This is a genomic window from Kumtagia ephedrae, assembly GCF_003012745.1.
In the GTDB taxonomy this organism is placed as follows: Bacteria; Pseudomonadota; Alphaproteobacteria; order Rhizobiales; family Rhizobiaceae; genus Kumtagia; species Kumtagia ephedrae.
This window is the reverse complement of the sequence record NZ_PXYK01000035.1, coordinates 1-18,474: the sequence shown is the minus strand read 5'-3', so window position 1 is coordinate 18,474 and position 18,474 is coordinate 1. Positions and strand designations below refer to the sequence as shown.

The following is an 18,474-nucleotide window of genomic DNA, read 5'->3' as shown; positions in this document are numbered from 1 at the left end:
GGCGTGCGTCAACTCGGCTGGTGCAGACCGGGTCGGAGATTGTACCAGGTGACGTTGCGGAACCGCGCCGTCGTGTGCCGGCATTCGACGAATGTCTAATGCCGGGCGAAACCCTGTCCGGGTGCCGCCGGTCGAATCAGACGCGCGCGTCGCGGGCGCGCTCCGGCCGCAGCACCAGAAGCGCGCAGAGCAGGGCCAGCATCCAGCCGTCCCGCCACTCGATCGGAAAATAGCCCGACCACACCGACTCGGCGATGCCGAAGCAGGCGGCGCCGGCTGCGGCGCGCAGCGGCGAGAGGAAGCCGCCGATCGCCGTGACGAACAGCACCTTGAGGCCGAAGACGAGGCCGGCGCCGAAGCCGATATTGCCGTAGTAGAGCACCGCGAGGATGCCCGCGAGGCTGGCGGCGAGCCCGCCGATGACGACGGTGCGGATGAAGACCTGTCCCGTGTCGACGGCGCAGAGCGCCGCGGCGGCCGGATCGTCGGCGACGGCACGCCACTCCCGGCCGTACCGGCTGACGGCCAGCCAGCGCGAAGCCAGGACGAGAGTGACCGCCGCGACCGCGCAGTTGACGATCTGCATGGCTGTCAGGGTGACGCGGAAATCGCCGGCGGCGGCGAAGACGACGGCTCCGGTCAACAGAGGCGGCAGCCAGAAGTCCCGCGTCTCCGCGGCGATCCGCCCGGCCTCCATGAGCGCCAGAGCGGCACCGAGCGTGGCGACGACGATGGCGTTCGGCGCCAGGCGTGCCAGCGGCAGCAGCACATGGCGGCCGAGCAGGGCTGAGACGAAGGCGCCGTAGACCAGCGCCACCGCTACGCCCAAGGCGAGTGTCGCCGGCAGGGCCAGCCACAGCACCTGCCAGCCGAACACCGCCGCCAGGATCGTCACCTGGCCGGCAAAGCCGAAGATGGCGCCATGGGCAAGATTGGTGCGGTGCAGGACGCCGTTGATCAGCGCATAGCCGAAGGCGAGCAGCGCGTAGATGGCGCCGATATGCAGGCCGTTGAGCAATTGTTGCAGGAAGTAGAGCATGGAGCCGTCCCGGCGTGACCTGCCATTGCGGAAACCTGCGGCCGCCGATCTAACTTGTCAAACGGCTTTTACCAGTTAGAGTACGAGGAATGACCGTTTCCTGGACACCGCATCGTTTTTCCGGCGGCGTGCTGGCGCTCGATGCGGCCAATACGGTGGTGCTGCGCGGCGATCCCGTCCGCTCGTTCGACCGCTTCGCCGATGTCGCGGAGATCGCACGCTTCGCCGAGGCCGCTTCGCTCCACCGGTCGGAAGAGCTCGACGGCCGCCGGCTGATCGTGGAAGACGCAAGGAACATCGCGCCGAAAGTGCTGTCGATCCGTGAGGCGACGGACCGGCTGTTCCGGAGCGCGGCGCAAGAAGGATCGATTGCTGCGGCCGAGCTTGCGGCTTTGCTGGTCGCCTGCGCCGCCGGCCTCGGCAGCCTAGGGGAACGGTTCGACGCGACGGACCGCCCCTTTCGCGCTGTGCAGACGCCGCTCGCCTTCGAGGCTGCGCTGGCGGTGTCGGCGCTGTCGCTGCTGCAGCCGGCGCGGCTGTCGCGCATCCGCATCTGCGCCAACTGCCGCTGGCTGTTCGTCGACGGGAGCCGCAACCGCAGCCGCTTGTGGTGCGACATGGCGGTGTGCGGCAACCGCCGCAAGGCGCAGCGCCACTATCGCCGCCGCAGGGTCGAGGACAACGGTCATGCCTGATCCGGGCAGCCTTCTGCGGATCGCCGTGCTGGTGGCGGCTAGCCTCGCTACGGCAGCCTGCCGCGATTCCGGCAGCGATGGCGACCGCTTCGCGCTCGACGGCAAGCTCGTCGTCTTCAACTACCGTGTCGCCACGGCCACTTTCCTCGTCAACCTGAAGCCCGTTGGCCCGGTCGAGGATGGTCAGGTGGCGATCGCCTCCTTCGAGGATCCGACCGGCGGCGCGCCGATCGAGGTGCGCCAGAAGATCTGGCCGGCAATGGCGAAGACGACCGTCACCACGCCGCCCCTGCGCTGCATCGTCAAGGGCAGGCCGTACGGGATCACGATCCGCATCGAGGATGCGCAAGGCCGGCAGGTGCAAGCGATCGAGACGTCGATCACCTCGTCGCAGGACCAGACGGAGCTGCCGGACCGGCCGCTGGTGGTCGGTCCGCTCTACACGCCCAATCCCGAACTCGCCGGCCATGCCGACGGCAAGCTGCCCGACGTCGAGAAACTCTCATGCCCCGGAAAAGCCGGCGGCAAGGCGGATTGACCATGGCGCCGAGACGGTCCGCTGGACAGCCGGTCCCGTCCGGCCACATAGTCCGCGGCATGCATCGTCAGGACATCTGGGACGAAGAGGCGGCCGAAAACTACGACACGCCGGGCACCGGCATGTTCGCGCCCGACGTGCTGGAGCCGGCTGTGGATCGCCTGACGGGGCTCGCCGGCGGCGGCCGGGCGCTCGAATTCGCGATCGGCACCGGCCGCGTGGCCGTGCCTCTGTGCGAACGGGGAATTGCGGTTGCCGGCATCGAGCTGTCGGGACCGATGATTGCCCGGCTGCGGGCGAAGGCCGACGAGGCGACCATCCCCGTCGTCCAGGGCGACATGGCCACCGCTATCGTCCCGGGAAGATTCAGCCTCGTCTACCTCGTCTTCAACACGCTATCGAACCTGCTGACGCAGGCCGAGCAGGTCGCCTGCTTCCGCAACGCGGCCCGCCATCTCGCGCCCGGCGGCCGCTTCGTGATCGAGCTGTGGGTGCCTGAGCTGCGAAAGCTGCCGCCGGGCCAGCAGGCGGTCGTCTGGCAGGCGGATGACGGCTATATCGGCCTGGACACCTACGACCTTCTTCGCCAGCAGGTGGTGTCGCACCATTTCCGGTTCGACGCGGGCAAGCAGGCCCGATTGTTCCGCTCGCCTCACCGCTACATCTGGCCGGCGGAGCTCGACCTCATGGCTCAGTTGGCCGGGTTCGAGCTGGAAGGCAGGCACGCGGACTGGACAAGATCAGAATTCACCGCCGAATCGCGCTCCCACATATCCGTCTATCGTCTTCCCGAGACACCGGCGGGGTCTGCGACGGGCTAGTCATCCCTATGTTACCGGCCGTACATGCAAATTTGTTTGACGCGGCGTTCAAGGAGCGAAAGAGTCCGCCGCGACGAACCCAAGGGGCCGGCCTGTTCGAGGCCAGGACCCGAACAGGCATTTGCGCATGACCCTCCACGACGTCGCGCTCGACGACAAGTTCGATCTGTCGAAGGAGCGCGTCTTCCTCTCCGGCGCCCAGGCGATCGTGCGCATGCTCCTGATGCAGCGCGAGCGCGACCGGCGGGCCGGACTGGACACCGCCGGCTTCGTTTCCGGCTATCGCGGCTCACCGCTTGGCGGGCTCGACATGCAGCTCTGGAGGGCGCGTGAGCAGCTCGGCCGCTCCGGCGTCGTGTTCGAGCCCGGCCTCAACGAGGAGCTCGCCGCTACCGCTGTCTGGGGCTCGCAGCAGGCCGAGCTCACCGGCGAAGGCCGGCACGACGGCGTCTTCGGGCTCTGGTACGGCAAGGGACCGGGCGTCGACCGCTCCGGCGACGTGTTCCGCCACGCCAATCTCGCCGGCAGCTCGCGGCACGGCGGCGTGCTGGCGCTGATGGGTGACGACCACATGGCCGAATCCTCGACCAACGCGCACGCCACCGAATTCCTGTTCGTCGACATGATGATGCCGATCCTCAACCCGGCCGGCGTGCAGGAGCTGATCGACTACGGCCTCTACGGTTATGCGCTGTCGCGCTTCGCCGGCACCTGGACGGCGATCAAATGCGTGAAGGACAATATCGAATCGACGGCCTCCGTCGATTCGGCGCTGGAGCGGCTGCAGATCGCGCTGCCGCCGTTCGATATGCCCCTCGGCGGCCTCAACATCCGCAACGAGCTCGACCAGCTCGGCCAGGAGGTGCGGCTGCATGAATACAAGCGCGCCGCCGCCGCCGCCTTCATCCGCGCCAACGGCATCAACCGCATCGTCTATTCCGGCGGGCGCAGCGCAAAACTCGGCATCATCACGGTCGGCAAGAGCTATCTCGACGTACGCCAGGCGCTGGACGATCTCGGCATCGGCGAAGCCGAGGCCGACCGGCTCGGCATCCGCCTGTTCAAGGTCGGCGCCCCATGGCCGCTCGACCTGCAGCACGTCGCAGAGTTCGTCGATGGGTTGGAAACCGTCGTGGTGGTCGAGGAGAAGCGGGCGCTGATCGAGGTGCAGCTCAAGGAAGCACTCTACGGCACCGCCCACCAGCCCGATATCGTCGGCAAGCGCGACGAGCGCGGCGACGGCCTGTTTCCGGCCACGGGCGCGCTCGACCCCAACGACATCGCCATCGCCATCGGCGAGCGCATCCTGCGCGGCATCGGCCCGTCGGAGGAGATTTCCGCGCGGGTCACGCGGCTCAGGCAGTTCCAGGCCATGCTTGCGCAGACGCAGGACATCGGCCAGCGCACGCCCTATTTCTGCTCCGGCTGCCCGCACAACAGCTCGACCAAGGTGCCGGAAGGTTCGATCGCCTCGGCCGGCATCGGCTGCCATTTCATGGCGCTGTGGATGGACCGCTCGACCTTCGGCTTCACCGCGATGGGCGGCGAGGGCGCGCAGTGGGTCGGCCAGGCGCCGTTCACCACCAGAGATCACATCTTCCAGAATCTCGGCGACGGTACCTACAACCATTCCGGCAGCCTGGCGCTGCGCTACGCCAAGGCCGCCGGCGCCAACATCACCTACAAGATCCTCTACAACGACGCCGTCGCCATGACCGGCGGCCAGCCGCACGAGGGCGGGATCACCGTCCATGCCATCGCCGACCAGGTGCGGGCGGAAGGCATCGAGCGGATCGCCGTCGTCAGCGACGAGCCGGACAAATATACCGCTCGTTTCCCTTCCGGCACAACGGTGCACCACCGCGACGATCTCGACCTCGTGCAACGCGAGCTGCGCGAGGTCAAAGGCGTATCGGTGCTGATCTACGACCAGACCTGCGCGGCCGAGAAGCGGCGACGGCGCAAGCGCGGCACCTTTCCCGATCCCGACCGGCGGGTGATCATCAACGAGCTGGTCTGCGAGGGCTGCGGCGACTGCGGAGTCAAGTCGAACTGCGTCTCGGTGCAGCCGCTGGACACCGAGTTCGGCCGCAAGCGGCGCATCGACCAGTCGAGCTGCAACAAGGATTTTTCCTGCGTCAACGGTTTTTGCCCCTCCTTCGTGACCGTGCATGGGGCGAAGATCAGGAAGGCGCCGGGACTGGCGGGGGCTGCCGATCCGCTGGACGGCGTGCCGGCGCCGAAATCCTTTCCGCTCGGCGGTGCCGGCTGGTCGGCGGTGGTCGACGGCGTCGGCGGCACGGGCGTCGTGACCATCGGCGCCATCCTCGGCATGGCCGCGCATCTGGAAGGCAAGGGCTGCGGCATGATCGACATGGCCGGCCTCGCCCAGAAGGGCGGAGCGGTCTACACGCATGTACGCATCGCCGCGACGCCGGACGACATCCATGCGATCCGCGTCTCGGCGGGCAAGGCAGACCTGGTGCTCGGCTGCGACCTCGTCGTCTCGGGCTCGCGCAAGGTGCTCGCCGCAGTGCGCGAGGGCCACACCGTCTTCGTCGCAAACACGGCCGAGGTGATGCCCGGCGACTTTGCCCGCAGCGCCGATTTCTCGCTGCCGACAGAGCGGCTGAAGCGGGCGATCCGCAAGGCGGCGGGCGAGGACAGGACGCATTTCTTCGACGCTTCCCGCACGGCCGCCGTGTTGTTCGGCAATTCGATCGCGGCCAACATGCTCCTGCTCGGCGTGAGCTTCCAGCTTGGCGCGCTGCCGCTGTCGGCGGAGGCGATCGAGCGGGCGATCGGGCTCAACGGCGAGGCCGTCGCCATGAATGTCGCTGCCTTCCGCTGGGGCCGCCGCGCCGCCCATGACCCGCAATTCCTCCGCCAGCTGGTCGGCGAGGCGGACGCGTCGAGCCCGGTTCCCGTCGCCCAGTCGCTGGACGAGGTCATCGCGCGGCGTGCCGACTTCCTGGCCGCCTACCAGGACGCCGCCTATGCGCGGCGCTATCGCAACCGGGTCGCCGCCGTGCACGCGGCAGAAAGCCGCGCGGTTCCGGCCTCCACGCGCCTGACCGAAGCGGTCGCCCGCAACCTGTTCAAGCTGATGGCGGTCAAGGACGAATACGAGGTGGCGCGCCTCTATACGGATGGCTCGTTCCGGCAGCAGCTTTCGCGCGAGTTCCAGAGCTACGAGCGGCTTGAGTTCCACCTTGCCCCGCCCGCCCTCGGCCGCCGCGACGCTGAAGGCAAGCCGCGCAAATCCCGCTTCCCCGGCTGGATGATGAGCGGCTTCAAAGTGCTTTCGGCGATGCGGCGCCTGCGCGGCACCGTGCTGGACCCGTTCTCCCGCACCGCCGAGCGGCGCATGGAGCGGGGTCTGCTCCGCCGCTACGAAGGCGACCTCGACCACATCATGGGCCTGCTCGAGCCGCATCGCATGGAAGCGGCGACGGCGCTTGCTTCGCTACCACAGCTCATCCGGGGCTATGGGCATGTCAAGCAGGCGAGCGTTGCCAGGGCCGATGCCGAGCGCGAGCGCCTGCTTGCCCGCCTTTCCGCTGCGGAGCCGGAGCCGGTGGCGCGCGCCGCTGAGTAGAAAAGGACGCTCTTCCACCGCCTTTCGAAAGGGAGCCGTCATGACGATGGCCAGCCTTCATTTTTCCGTCTCTCGGGCCGCGCCTAAGGCTTTCTTAAGCCCGATGTGGGACACCATGGTCTGCCCCAAGGCCGGAATCGCGGCGTGCCAACAAGACGAAAGAGCGACATATCGGTCGACGTCTACATTCCGTTCGTGGAAACGCTTTTCCGCGACGGGCTGACGCTTAGCATCGGTTTCGCCGCGCAGATCCTGCTGGTCGGGCTCTGCTACTGGAAGACCGGCGATCCGATCTACCTCTATGTCGCCGTCGGGCTGGCGGTGGTCGCCGTGCTGCGGTTGACCAACGTGCGCAAATACCGCAACGCGCCCCGGCCGCGGGATTGGCACGAAGCGCGTCAGCGCGAGAACGACTACATCGTCTACGGCTCCCTGCACGGGCTCATGCTCGGCATGTTCTGCTTCGTCGGCATCTACCTGGCGCACGACAATTTCGCCGAGATCGCGGCCGTCTCGGTCACGCTCGCCTCCGCCACCTCGATCTCGGGCCGCAACTACGGCTCGCCGCGCATGGTGATGATCTTCATCATGACCATGACCTGGCCGATCTCGCTGGGCTTCATCCTGCGCGGCGACATGTATCATGTCATCCTCGGCACGCTGTCCGTGCCGTTCTTCTTCGCCATCCGGCGGTTCGCCGACCTGGTTCGCGACGTGCTGTTCACCGCGATTTCGGAGGAGCGCAAGGCCAACCGGCTCGCCGAGCGCTTCAATCGCGCGCTCAACACGATGTCGCACGGCCTGGTCATGCTGGGGCCCGACGGCAAGGTGGTGGTCGCCAATGCCGAGGCCGCGCATCTGATGTCGCTCAAGTCGCCGGACGCGCTGCTCGGCCGGCCGATCCATTCGCTGCTGATGCGCGGCGTCGCCGGCGGCATGCTCGACGCGAAGGACTGCCGCTTCATCGAGGCGCAATTGACGCGCGCCTTGCGCGAGGGGCGCAGCCGCAAGGTGCTGGTCTCCTTCACCAACGGGCAGCATTACGAATTCTCGGCGCGCGAAGGCAGCCAGGAGCTCGGCGTCATCACCTTCGAGGACGTGACCGCGCGGGTCGAGGCGGAAGAGAAGATCCGCTCGATGGCGCGCTACGACAGCCTGACCGGCCTGCCGAACCGCGCCTATTTCCACGAGGTGGTGCAAGCGGCACTGGCCGGCGGCGATCGCGACCGGCTGTGCGCGATCGCCGTGCTCGACCTCGACGACTTCAAGAGCATCAACGACACGCTCGGTCATCCGATCGGTGACGGACTGATCTATGCCGTCGCCGAAAAGCTCGCCGCCTTCGCCACCGACACCGTGCGGGTCAGCCGCTTCGGCGGCGACGAGTTCATGATCTTCTTCGACCGGGTCGAGGACGACAGTCATCTGGCGGCCATGATCGACCGCATCTTCGCCGGCCTGCAGGGCGACGTCGATGTCGCCGGCCATGCCCTGCACGTGCAGATGAGCGGCGGCGCCGTGCTGGCGCGGGTCAAGGACACCGATGTCGACGCCATGACGGTCAAGGCGGATCTTGCGCTCTACAAGGCCAAGGAATTCGGCAAGAACAACTGGCGGCTGTTCGAAGCGGCGATGGACGCGGCGTTCCGCAATCGGCAGCTGATGAAGGCCGACCTGCGCACGGCGATCGAGACGCGCTCGCTGCGGGTGGTCTATCAGCCGATCGTCGCGCTGGACACGATGCGCATCACCAGTTGCGAGGCGCTGTGCCGCTGGGACCATCCGGATCTCGGCCCGATCTCGCCGGGGATATTCATCCCGCTCGCCGAGGAAATGGGCATCGTCTCGGAGATCAGCGCCTTCATGCTCGACGCGGCCTGCCGCGAATGCGCGAAATGGCCTGATCAGATCGGCGTATCGGTCAACCTTTCGGCCCGCGACTTCCGCAACCGCAACATCGTCGAGCGGGTGCGCGACGCCCTGGCGTCCGCGAAGCTTTCGGCGCACCGCCTCGAGATCGAGGTCACGGAAACCGCGCTGCTCGACGACAAGTCGCTAACGCGCAAGTTCATCGAGGAGATGCGGCAGACCGGCGTGCGCATCGCCCTCGACGATTTCGGCACGGGCTACTCCAGCCTGAGCTATCTGCACACGCTGCCGCTCGACAAGATCAAGATCGACCGCAGCTTCCTGCTCGACGTGACGCGCAGCCGGCGCTCGCTGGAGCTTCTGAAGGGCATCGTCAACCTGTCGCGCCCGCTCGGCCTCACTGTCACGGTCGAGGGCGTCGAGACCTTCGACCAGCTCAAGATCCTGGCGACTGAAGTGAAACCCGACCTGCTCCAGGGTTTCCTCTTCGGCTCGGCGCTGTCGGCGGCCGGCATCGAGACCATGTCGAGCACGGTCTGGCACTTCGCCCCCGACCGGCCCGCCGCCAAGGGCAAGCAACGCCGCGACAATCTGCTGCAAGGCTGAGCCAAGCCTTCGGAGTCCCTAGGCTGGACTCCTTCGAGCGGGATTCGTTAGGAGTTTACGAATTTTTAAGGTTAACGACTGGTAAACGGAACGTGTCGAGTTTGCACCTTTACACGCAGTCTGCGGAAGTTCACCTTCACTGCGGCGGAAGGGGCTGAGGTTGACCATGATCGAGAGGCGTGATGCGCCGGGCGACGGCGCAGCGGGCAGTAGTGTGCCCGAAGTTTCCGAGTTCGCGAGAAAAGTTTCCGAGTTGCTGGAACGGACCGAATACCGGCGCTGCGACAAGGGCGAGGATCTGGAGGACATCTACCGGCTGCGGTACAAGTCCTATCGTCTGTCCGACATGGTCTCCGACATTCCGGAGCAGATGATCCACGACGCGCTCGACGAGGCGCCCAACTGCTACAAGTTCGGCATCTATGTCGACGGCTTCCTAGTCAGCACGCTGCGCATCCACCATGTCAGCGGCAAGGCGCCGTTCTCGCCGTCCACCATGGTCTATGGCGACATATTGCGGCCGCAGCTCGCCGCCGGCGACACGTTCATCGACCCGAGCCGTTTCGCGGCCGATCCGGAATGGTCGCGGGTTTATCCGCAGATACCCTATCTGACGCTGCGGCTGGCCGGCATGGCCTGCTTCCACTTTCAGGCGCCTTACTGCCTTTCGACCATCAAGGAAGAGCATGTCGGCTTCTACAAGCGCATCTACCGCTCCGAGCAGATTGGCGAATTGCGCGATTATCCGAACCTGAACTATCCGGTCGTGCTTTACCGCGCAACGGTGGCGGCGATTCGCGAGCGCTCGTTCACCCGCTATCCGTTCTTCAGGTCGACGGCGATGGAGCAGCGGATGCTGTTCGCCAAGCCGCGCCAGGGCGAGCTCGCGCCGCTGACCATCCTGCCGACAGCGAAATACATGCGCGACGCCGCCTAGGCCGCGCCGCGGTCCGGACCCGACATGCGGCCTGTTGCTTGTCAGGTCCGGGTGAGGCGTTCATAACCTTCCCTACATGGTCGCCAGTGACCTCGGGAGCCTATGAACGCACGTATCGAACTTGCCAGATCGGCAATCTGGTCCCGCGAGCTGACGGACGACGAGATCGAGCGTGCGAGCCGCGGCCTCACGGAGCGGCACTTCGGCAAGGGCAGCTATGTCTGCCATCGCGGCGACAAGCTCGACTACTGGACCGGCGTCGTCACCGGCCTGGTCAAGATCAGCGCCATCTCGCGCGGCGGCAAGGCCATGACTTTTGCAGGCGCCGGTGCCGGCGGCTGGTTCGGCGAAGGCTCGGTGCTGAAGGACGAGCCGCGCAAATACGATCTCGTGGCGCTGCGCGACACGCGGCTGGCGATGATGCATCGCTCCACCTTCATGTGGCTCTACGAGAACAGCACGGCGTTCAACCGCTTCCTCGTGCGCCAGCTCAACGAGCGCATGGGGCAGTTCATCGCCACGATCGAATACGACCGCATCCTCGATCCGAAGGCGCGGGTGGCGCGCAACCTGTCCTGGTTCTTCAATCCCGTGCTCTATCCGGACACGGCGTCGACGGTGGAGATCAGCCAGGAGGAGCTGGGGCTGCTCGCCGGCGTGTCGCGGCAGGTCGCCAACCGCAGCCTGCAGGAACTCGAGGAAGAAGGCGTGCTGCGTGTCGAGCACGGCCGCGTCACGGTGATCGATCTCCAGGCGCTGAGCGACTACGAAGGCTGATCGGAGGGAACCCGGGCGCAAGGCCGCGATTGCATCAGACAATCGCCCTCCCTGTCTGTCAATGCGCTTGTTGAACGGAAGCCGGATTTGCGGCTAGCCTCCTGCAACGAACAAAGGACCATCCGGGTTTCCGGAACAGGGTCCTCGAGGCGGAGACCATCCGCCCGGACATGGGAGGATTTCGGTTGGCGCGATTTCGCGCATCGCTCGTCTATCACCGTGCCGCGGTGGCGCCGAAGCATGCGTTCGGGCGGCGGGTTCGATCCGTCGGCGGAGAGCCGGCCTATTCGTCTAACGGCGGGCTTGCGCACGGGCCGAGCGAGGCCATTATGGCCGGATCGGCCGCAGGCGCCGCGAAAGCGGGAGGAGCATGACCATGACGGCTACGACCTCCGCCGCCGACTCCGGCCTCGACACCTTTCCGAAATATCTCCTGCTGAATGCCGCCCGCTTCGCCGGCCGGCCGGCCATGCGCCACAAGGACTTCGGCATCTGGCAGAGCTGGACGTGGTCGCGGCAGCTCGACGAGGTCCGCAGGCTGGCGCTCGGCCTGCGGGCGCTCGGTCTGCAGGCCGGCGACAACATCGCCGTCATCGGCGCCAACCGGCCGCGCCTCTACTGGACCCTCACCGCAGCGCAGTCGCTGGGGGCGGTGCCCGTGCCGATCTATGGCGATGCCGTCGCCGACGAGATGGCCTATGTGCTCGACCATGCCGAGGTGCGCTTCGCCGTCGTGCAGGACCAGGAGCAGGTCGACAAGATTCTCGGCACGCTCGACCGCATCCCGTCGCTGCGCGGCATCGTCTATGACGAGCCGCGCGGGCTCGGCGACTACCGCCATGCGCTTCTGCATTCCTTCGAAAGCGTGCAGGAGCGCGGTGAGGCCCTGCTCGCGGCCGACCCTGGTGTGGCGAAAGCGTGGGAGGATGGCATCCGCAACGCTTCCGGAGACGATGTTTCCGTCATGCTCTACACCTCCGGCACCACCGGCCGTTCGAAGGGCGTGATGATCCGCTCGCGCAGCGCGGTCCAGGCCGCATCAGACACCGCCGCCTTCGACGACCTCGACGAGCGCGACAACGTGCTCGCCTACCTGCCGCTCGCCTGGGTCGGCGACCACTACATGAACTACGCGCAGGGCTGCGTCTCCGGCTTCTGCGTCAACTGTCCGGAGAGCGGCGAGACGGTGGCGCTCGACCTGCGCGAGATCGCGCCCACCTTCTATTTCGCGCCGCCGCGGGTGTTTGAATCGCTGCTCACGAGCGTCACCATCCGCATGGAGGATGCCGGCCGGCTGAAGCGCTGGATTTACAAGCGCTGGATCGGCGTCGCCGGCAAATATGGCGAAGCCATCCTCGAAGGTCGGCCGGTGCCCTTGCTTGCAAGGCTGGACTATGCGCTCGGGAAATTCCTGATCTACCAGCCGCTGCGCAACGTGCTCGGCCTCTCCAACGTGCGGGTCGCCTATACGGCCGGCGAGGCGATCGGCCAGGACCTGTTCTCCTTCTTCCGCTCGCTCGGCATCAACCTGAAGCAGCTCTACGGCCAGACCGAGGCCTTTCTCTACGTCACCTGCCAGAACGACCGGGCGGTGCGCGCCGACACGGTCGGGCCGGCCGCGCCCAATGTCGACATCCGCATCTCGGAGGCCGGCGAAGTGCAGTTCCGCTCGCCCGGCCAGTTCGCCGGCTATTTCAGGCAGGATGAGACGACCGCCGAGACCGTCACCGAGGACGGCTATGTGAAGACCGGCGACGCCGGCTTCTTCGATGCCTCGGGGCAGCTCAAGATCATCGACCGGGCCAAGGACGTCGGCAGGCTCCGCTCCGGCGCGCTGTTCGCGCCCAAATACATCGAGAACACGCTGAAATTCTTCCCCAACATCAAGGAGGCGGTGGCCTTCGGAGACGGCCGCGACTTCGTCGGCGTTTTCCTCAACATCGACCTGCAGGCGGTGGGCAACTGGGCCGAGCGCAACAACATCGCCTTCGCTTCCTATCAGGAGCTGGCGGGGCATCCCGAGGTCTCCAGGATCATCGCCGGCCATGTCGACGAGACCAACCGGCGGCTTTCGCGCGAGCCGGCGATGGCGGGCGCGCAGATCAGCCGCTTCCTCATCCTGCACAAGGAGCTCGACGCCGACGACGGCGAACTGACGCGCACGCAAAAGGTCCGCCGCGCCTTCGTCGCCGAGCGCTACCGGCCGCTGATCGAGGCGCTCTACGATGGCTCGGCGGAAAAGTTCGTCGAGACCGAGGTGACCTACGAGGACGGTCGCAAGGGCCGCATCCGCGCCACCGTAAAGATCACGGACGCGCGCATCCATGCGCCGGCCGAGCGGGATCTGGCGGCATGAACTCGCGTGTGGCCGATCCCGTAGCGATCGCCGAGCAAGGCGCCGGCGAGATGCTGATGGAGGTACGCAACGTGTCGCTGTCCTTCGGCGGGGTGAAGGCGATCACCGACATCTCCTTCGACATCCGCAAGGGGGAGATCAGGGCGATCATCGGGCCGAACGGCGCCGGCAAGACCTCGATGCTCAACGTCATCAACGGCTTCTACACGCCGCAGAAGGGCGAGATCGTTTTCCGGGGGCAGACGCGTCGCGCCATGAAGCCGCACCACGCCGTGCGCCAGGGCATCGCCCGCACTTTCCAGAACGTCGCCCTGTTCAAGGGCATGTCGACGCTCGACAACATCATGGCCGGGCGCGCCGTGAAGATGCGCCGCAACCTGTTCTGGCAGATGCTGTGGCACGGGCCGGCGCTCGCCGAGGAGATCGAACACCGCGCGGCGGTGGAGGAGATCATCGATTTCCTGGAAATCCAGCACATCCGCCGAACGCCGGTCGGCAAGCTGCCCTACGGCCTGCAGAAGCGGGTGGAGCTCGGCCGGGCGCTGGCGATGGAGCCGTCGCTGCTTCTGCTCGACGAGCCGATGGCGGGCATGAACCTCGAGGAGAAGGAGGACATGAGCCGCTTCATCCTCGACGTCAACCGCCAGCGCGGCACCACCATCGCGCTGATCGAGCACGACATGGGCGTGGTCATGGACCTTTCCGACCGGGTGGTCGTTCTCGACTACGGCAAGAAGATCGCCGACGGCGTTCCCGACGCCGTGAAGTCCAACCAGGCCGTGATCGACGCCTATCTCGGCGTCGCGCATTGAAAGGATTTTCCCATGGATATCGCCAACATCGCCATCACCCCGCTGGTCTCGCTGATCGCCGGCGTCCTGATCCTGATCATGCCGCGGCTGCTCAACTACATCGTGGCGATCTACCTGATCATCATCGGGCTGCTCGGCCTGTTCCCGCAGCTGGCGGGGTGAGGCCGGCGATGATGGCGTTCCTTCACACCCCCCTCTGGCCTGCCGGCCATCTCCCCCGCAAGGGGGGAGATTGGCAGCTTCGCTCTCCCCGTCTTTCTTGCAACGTCGGCGATTGGCGAAACCAAGGCGGCCAGCCAATCTCCCCCCTTGCGGGGGAGATGGCCGGCAGGCCAGAGGGGGGTGTGAAGGAACGCCGGCATGGAAGAGGTCGGTCCGAACGCCTTCCGGCAAGGAGACCCGCATGGATCTCCTGAACGCCATCCTCGTAAAACCCTTCGCGGACATGATCGCCGCGCCCGACTTCCTGCTGCAGGTGCTGTGGGAAGGCCTCGTCGCCGGCGTGCTCTACGCGCTGATCGCGCTCGGCTTCGTGCTCATCTACAAGTCCTCGCGCATCTTCAATTTCGCGCAGGGGATCATGGTGGTGTTCGCCGCGCTCACCCTCATCGGCTTCCACGAGCACGGCGTGCCGGCGCTGCTCGCCGTGCCGCTGACGCTGGTCGTCATGTTCGTGCTGGCGGTGGCGATCGAGCGGGCGGTGCTGCGGCCGCTGGTCAACCAGCCCGACATCATCCTGTTCATGGCCACCATCGGCATCACGCTGTTCCTGATCGGCTTCGGCGAGATCATCTTCGGCGGCGAGAACAAGACGATGATCACCGAGGAGCTCTACATTCCCACCGGCAGCTACACTTTCGAGCCGTTCGGCGGCTTCGTCTCGATCGAGCAGAAGGATCTGACAGCGGTGATCGGCGCCGTGGTGCTGGTGATCGTGCTCATCCTCTTCCTGAACCGCTCCAAGATGGGCCGCGCCATCCGCGCGCTAGGCGACGATCACCAGGCAGCACTGTCGGTCGGCATTTCGCTGTCGACCATCTGGGTGCTGGTCTGGTTCATCGCGGGCGTGATCGCGCTCGCCACGGGAATCGTGTGGGGAGCCCGCGCGGGCGTCTCCTTCGCGCTGGAGGTCATCGCCTACAAGGCGCTGCCGGTGCTGATGCTGGGTGGGCTGGAATCGGTCTCCGGCGCCATTATCGGCGGCATCGCCATCGGAATTCTGGAAAAGCTGTTCGAGATCTACTGGGGCCAGCCGCTGCTCGGCGGCAACACCGAGACCTGGTTCGCCTTCGTCTTTGCCCTGATCGTGCTCTTGTTCAGGCCGCAGGGCCTGTTCGGCGAGCGCATCATCGAGCGGGTGTGATGAGTCAAGATCGGGACCGGACAGTCACCCCACCCGGCCGCTTCGCGGCCACCCTCCCCATCGAGGGGAGGGAGGGCGGAGAGGGCACGGCTGCGTCAAAGTCGCCAAACGCTCGCGCCAAGATGCAGGCCAAACGCTTGCGGAAAACCCTGACCGGTCCCGAGGCTAAGCTCTGGGCGAACCTCAAGAACATTCGAACAGTCGATACACATTTCCGCAAACAAGTGCCGATCGGTCCTTATGTCGCGGATTTTGCCTGCCTGCGCGGGCGTCTTGTGATCGAAGTGGACGGCTTTCAGCACGCATTCGATTCTAAGCGCCGACGCGATGACAGACGCACTGCGTTCCTTGAGGCGCAGGGCTTCCGGGTGCTGCGTTTCTGGAACGAGGAAGTGCTGAAGGAGATGGGTGCAGTATTGAATACGATCTATGCGCATCTGCATGGCGGAGTGAACGCTCCTGCTTTTTCAATGTCCAGGCGACGCACTGGCGGAGGGGTTCCCTCCTCCCCCTCGATGGGGGAGGTGCCGAGCGTTAGCGAGGCGGAGGGGGTGAACATCGCCCCATCCGCCTTTGCCGATCGGAGCGCCTGACCGATGCTCTACCGCACCGCCGGCCAGTTCAAGACCTCCTACCGTGCCGACCATGCGCTGTTTCCCGTCAAGCAGGACGCCTGGCTGCTCGGCTTCATCCTGCTCTTCGCCGTCGTCATCTTCCCGCTGACGGCGAGCGAATTCGCCTTCCGCGCCCTGCTGACGCCGGTGCTGATCTATGCGCTGGCGGCACTCGGGCTGAACATCCTCACCGGCTATGCCGGCCAGCTGTCGCTGGGCACCGGCGCCTTCATGGGGGTGGGCGCCTATGCCTGCTACAAGCTCGTCACCCTCTTCCCGGAGATGAACCTGCTCGTCGCCATCGCCCTGTCCGGCTTCTTCTCCGCCGCGATCGGCGTCGCCTTCGGCCTGCCGTCGCTGCGCATCAAGGGGTTTTATCTCGCCATCGCCACGCTGGCCGCGCAGTTCTTCCTGGTGTGGCTGTTCGAGAAATGGGCCTGGCTCTACAACTACAACTCCTCCGGCGCGATCCAGGTGCCCACCATCTCGATGTTCGGCGTGCCGGTGGCCGGTCCCAACGCGACGGCGATGGTTCAGTATTACGTGGTGCTGGCGATCGTCGCGCTCGTCACCGTTCTCGCCATCAACATCACGCGCGGCCGCATCGGCCGCATGTGGAAGGCGGTGCGCGACATGGACATCGCCGCCGAGCTCGTCGGCATCAATCCGATGAAGGCGAAGCTGTCTGCCTTTGCCGTGTCGTCCTACATCGTCGGCGTCGCCGGCGCCCTGTTCGTGTTCCTGTGGCGCGGCGCGGCCGAACCTGTCGCCTTCGACATCCCGCTGTCGTTCCGCGTGCTGTTCATCGCCATCATCGGCGGGCTCGGCTCGATCCTGGGCAATTATCTCGGCGCCATCCTCATCGTGGCGCTGCCGGTGATCATCAGCGCCCTGCCGGCCGCGGTCGGCCTGCCGCTCAGCTCGGCCATGGTCGAGCACCTGAACACCATGATCATCGGCGCGCTCATCATCCTGTTCCTGATCGTCGAGCCGCACGGGCTGGCGCGGTTCTGGGCGATCATCCGGGAGAAGCTGATCATGTGGCCGTTCCCGCACTAGATTCGGGGCATCGTGGCGGCGGCATCGCCGCCGGCGTGGAGGAAATGAAAGTGGAGGAGACAAAATGAGACGCGCGATTTCCAGGATACTGCTTGCAGGCAACCTGCTCGCCGGGTTGACGCTCGCCGGGCAAGCCTTCGCTGAGGATTCGATCACGGTCGCCAACCTGTCCTATCGGACCGGACCGTTCGCGGCGACCGGAACCCCGCTGATGAACGGCCAGCGCGACTACATCACCATGCTCAATGAGCGCGACGGCGGGGTCGGCGGGGTCAAGCTGATCTATGAGGAGTGCGAGACCGGCTACAACACCGAAAAGGGCGCCGAGTGCTACGAGAAGACCAAGGCGGCGTCGATCGTCACCCAGCCCTGGTCGACCGGCATCACGCTGCAGGTGCTGCCCAAGACCAATGTCGACAAGGTGCCGATCCTGGCGCCCGGCTACGGCTTTTCGCCGATGGCCGACGGCAAGGTGTTCCAGTGGGCGTTCAACCCGCCGGCCAGCTACTGGGACGGCGCCTCGATGATCCTGAAGAACATTTCCGAGGGCAATCTCGAAAACCTCAAGGGCAAGAAGATCGTGCTGCTGCACCTCGACGCGCCCTACGGCAAGGAGCCGATCCCGCTGCTCAACGCCTATGCGGAAAAGTTCGGCTTCACGCTGCTGCCGGTTCCCGTCGGCGTGAAGGAGATGCAGAACCAATCGGCGCAATGGCTGCAGATCCGGCGCGAGCGGCCCGATTTCGTGCTGATGTGGGGCTGGGGCGCCATGAACGCCGGCGCGCTGGCCGAAGCGGTGAAGACCAAGTTCCCGATGGACAAGTTCGTCGGCATCTGGTGGTCGGGCAGCGATGCCGACCTGAAGAGCGTCGGCGAGGCCGGCAAGGGCTACCGGTCGATCTCGTGGAGCTTCCCGGTCTCCGATTCCAAGGTGATGAAGGACATCAAGCAGCTGGTCGTCGAGGCCGGCCACTCGCTGCTGCCGCGGGAAGAGTTCGACTACGTCTTCTACCAGCGCGGCGTGGTGATCTCGATGTTCGTGGTCGAGGGCATCAAGGAGGCGCAGGCGCATTTCAAGACCAAGGTGGTGAATGCCGAGCAGCTGCGCTGGGGCCTGGAGAACTTGAAGCTCGACGAGGCGCGCCTCAAGGAGATCGGCATGGAAGGCATGGTGCCGCCCTTCTCCACCTCCTGCTCCAACCATTCCGGCCATTCCGGCGCGTGGATGCTGCAGTGGGACGGCGCCAGGTTCGTGAAGGTGTCGGACCGGCTGGAGGCCGACCAGGACATGATCGCGCCGCTGGTCGAGGCCGAGGCGAAGAAATACGCCGAGGCGAACGCGCCCTGGCCGGTGAATGAAGAATGCAAGTAACGCGGTTCTCCCTCCCCT

Annotated in this window: 15 protein-coding genes; 14 read left to right on the top strand and 1 reads right to left on the bottom strand. The window is 66.0% G+C overall.

All coding sequences use genetic code 11. The annotated features are described in order from the left end of the window. Positions 1–136 precede the first annotated feature (136 nt). Complete coding sequence (locus C7I84_RS25840) at positions 137–1,039, bottom strand: branched-chain amino acid ABC transporter permease (RefSeq protein WP_106775104.1); 903 nt, start codon at positions 1,037–1,039, stop codon at positions 137–139. 89 nt (positions 1,040–1,128) lie between these two features. Here C7I84_RS25840 and C7I84_RS25835 point away from each other — a divergent pair, with 89 nt between their 5' ends. From C7I84_RS25835 to C7I84_RS25765, 14 genes are all read left to right on the top strand, one after another. Next, complete coding sequence (locus C7I84_RS25835; RefSeq protein ID WP_106775103.1) at positions 1,129–1,734, top strand: CGNR zinc finger domain-containing protein; 606 nt, start codon at positions 1,129–1,131, stop codon at positions 1,732–1,734. Further along, positions 1,727–2,272: a hypothetical protein gene (locus C7I84_RS25830; protein ID WP_106775102.1), complete on the top strand. Its 546-nt coding sequence runs from the start codon at positions 1,727–1,729 to the stop codon at positions 2,270–2,272. Before C7I84_RS25835 ends, C7I84_RS25830 begins: the two co-directional genes overlap by 8 nt. 122 nt (positions 2,273–2,394) lie before the next feature. Further along, on the top strand, positions 2,395–3,093 hold the full coding sequence (locus tag C7I84_RS25825) for a class I SAM-dependent methyltransferase (RefSeq protein ID WP_245428612.1): 699 nt from the start codon (positions 2,395–2,397) through the stop codon (positions 3,091–3,093). A gap of 127 nt (positions 3,094–3,220) precedes the next feature. After that, positions 3,221–6,691, top strand: a complete 3,471-nt coding sequence (locus tag C7I84_RS25820) for an indolepyruvate ferredoxin oxidoreductase family protein (protein ID WP_106775101.1) — start codon at positions 3,221–3,223, stop codon at positions 6,689–6,691. 144 nt (positions 6,692–6,835) lie between these two features. Further along, positions 6,836–9,166: a putative bifunctional diguanylate cyclase/phosphodiesterase gene (locus C7I84_RS25815; protein ID WP_106775100.1), complete on the top strand. Its 2,331-nt coding sequence runs from the start codon at positions 6,836–6,838 to the stop codon at positions 9,164–9,166. A 166-nt stretch (positions 9,167–9,332) separates the two neighbouring features. Then, positions 9,333–10,103, top strand: coding sequence for an N-acyl amino acid synthase FeeM domain-containing protein (locus C7I84_RS25810; protein WP_106775099.1), 771 nt, complete (start codon positions 9,333–9,335; stop codon positions 10,101–10,103). 102 nt (positions 10,104–10,205) lie between these two features. Next, positions 10,206–10,880, top strand: a complete 675-nt coding sequence (locus C7I84_RS25805; protein WP_106775098.1) for a Crp/Fnr family transcriptional regulator — start codon at positions 10,206–10,208, stop codon at positions 10,878–10,880. Between the two features lie 376 nt (positions 10,881–11,256). After that, positions 11,257–13,236: an AMP-binding protein gene (locus C7I84_RS25800; RefSeq protein ID WP_106775135.1), complete on the top strand. Its 1,980-nt coding sequence runs from the start codon at positions 11,257–11,259 to the stop codon at positions 13,234–13,236. Positions 13,237–13,286: 50 nt separating this feature from the next. Continuing rightward, the gene (locus C7I84_RS25795; protein ID WP_425351403.1) at positions 13,287–14,048 is read left to right on the top strand and encodes an ABC transporter ATP-binding protein; all 762 of its coding nucleotides are present in this window, start codon (positions 13,287–13,289) and stop codon (positions 14,046–14,048) included. Between the two features lie 12 nt (positions 14,049–14,060). Continuing rightward, positions 14,061–14,210, top strand: a complete 150-nt coding sequence (locus C7I84_RS25790) for a DUF3096 domain-containing protein (protein ID WP_106775096.1) — start codon at positions 14,061–14,063, stop codon at positions 14,208–14,210. A 241-nt stretch (positions 14,211–14,451) separates the two neighbouring features. Beyond that, on the top strand, positions 14,452–15,411 hold the full coding sequence (locus C7I84_RS25780; protein WP_106775095.1) for a branched-chain amino acid ABC transporter permease: 960 nt from the start codon (positions 14,452–14,454) through the stop codon (positions 15,409–15,411). Positions 15,412–15,533: 122 nt separating this feature from the next. Further along, positions 15,534–16,004, top strand: a complete 471-nt coding sequence (locus C7I84_RS25775; RefSeq protein ID WP_165816221.1) for an endonuclease domain-containing protein — start codon at positions 15,534–15,536, stop codon at positions 16,002–16,004. A 3-nt stretch (positions 16,005–16,007) separates the two neighbouring features. After that, entirely contained in the window at positions 16,008–17,084 is a 1,077-nt protein-coding gene (locus C7I84_RS25770) for a branched-chain amino acid ABC transporter permease (protein ID WP_106775093.1), read from the top strand. Between the two features lie 64 nt (positions 17,085–17,148). Continuing rightward, positions 17,149–18,456, top strand: a complete 1,308-nt coding sequence (locus tag C7I84_RS25765; RefSeq protein WP_106775092.1) for an ABC transporter substrate-binding protein — start codon at positions 17,149–17,151, stop codon at positions 18,454–18,456. Positions 18,457–18,474: the final 18 nt, after the last annotated feature.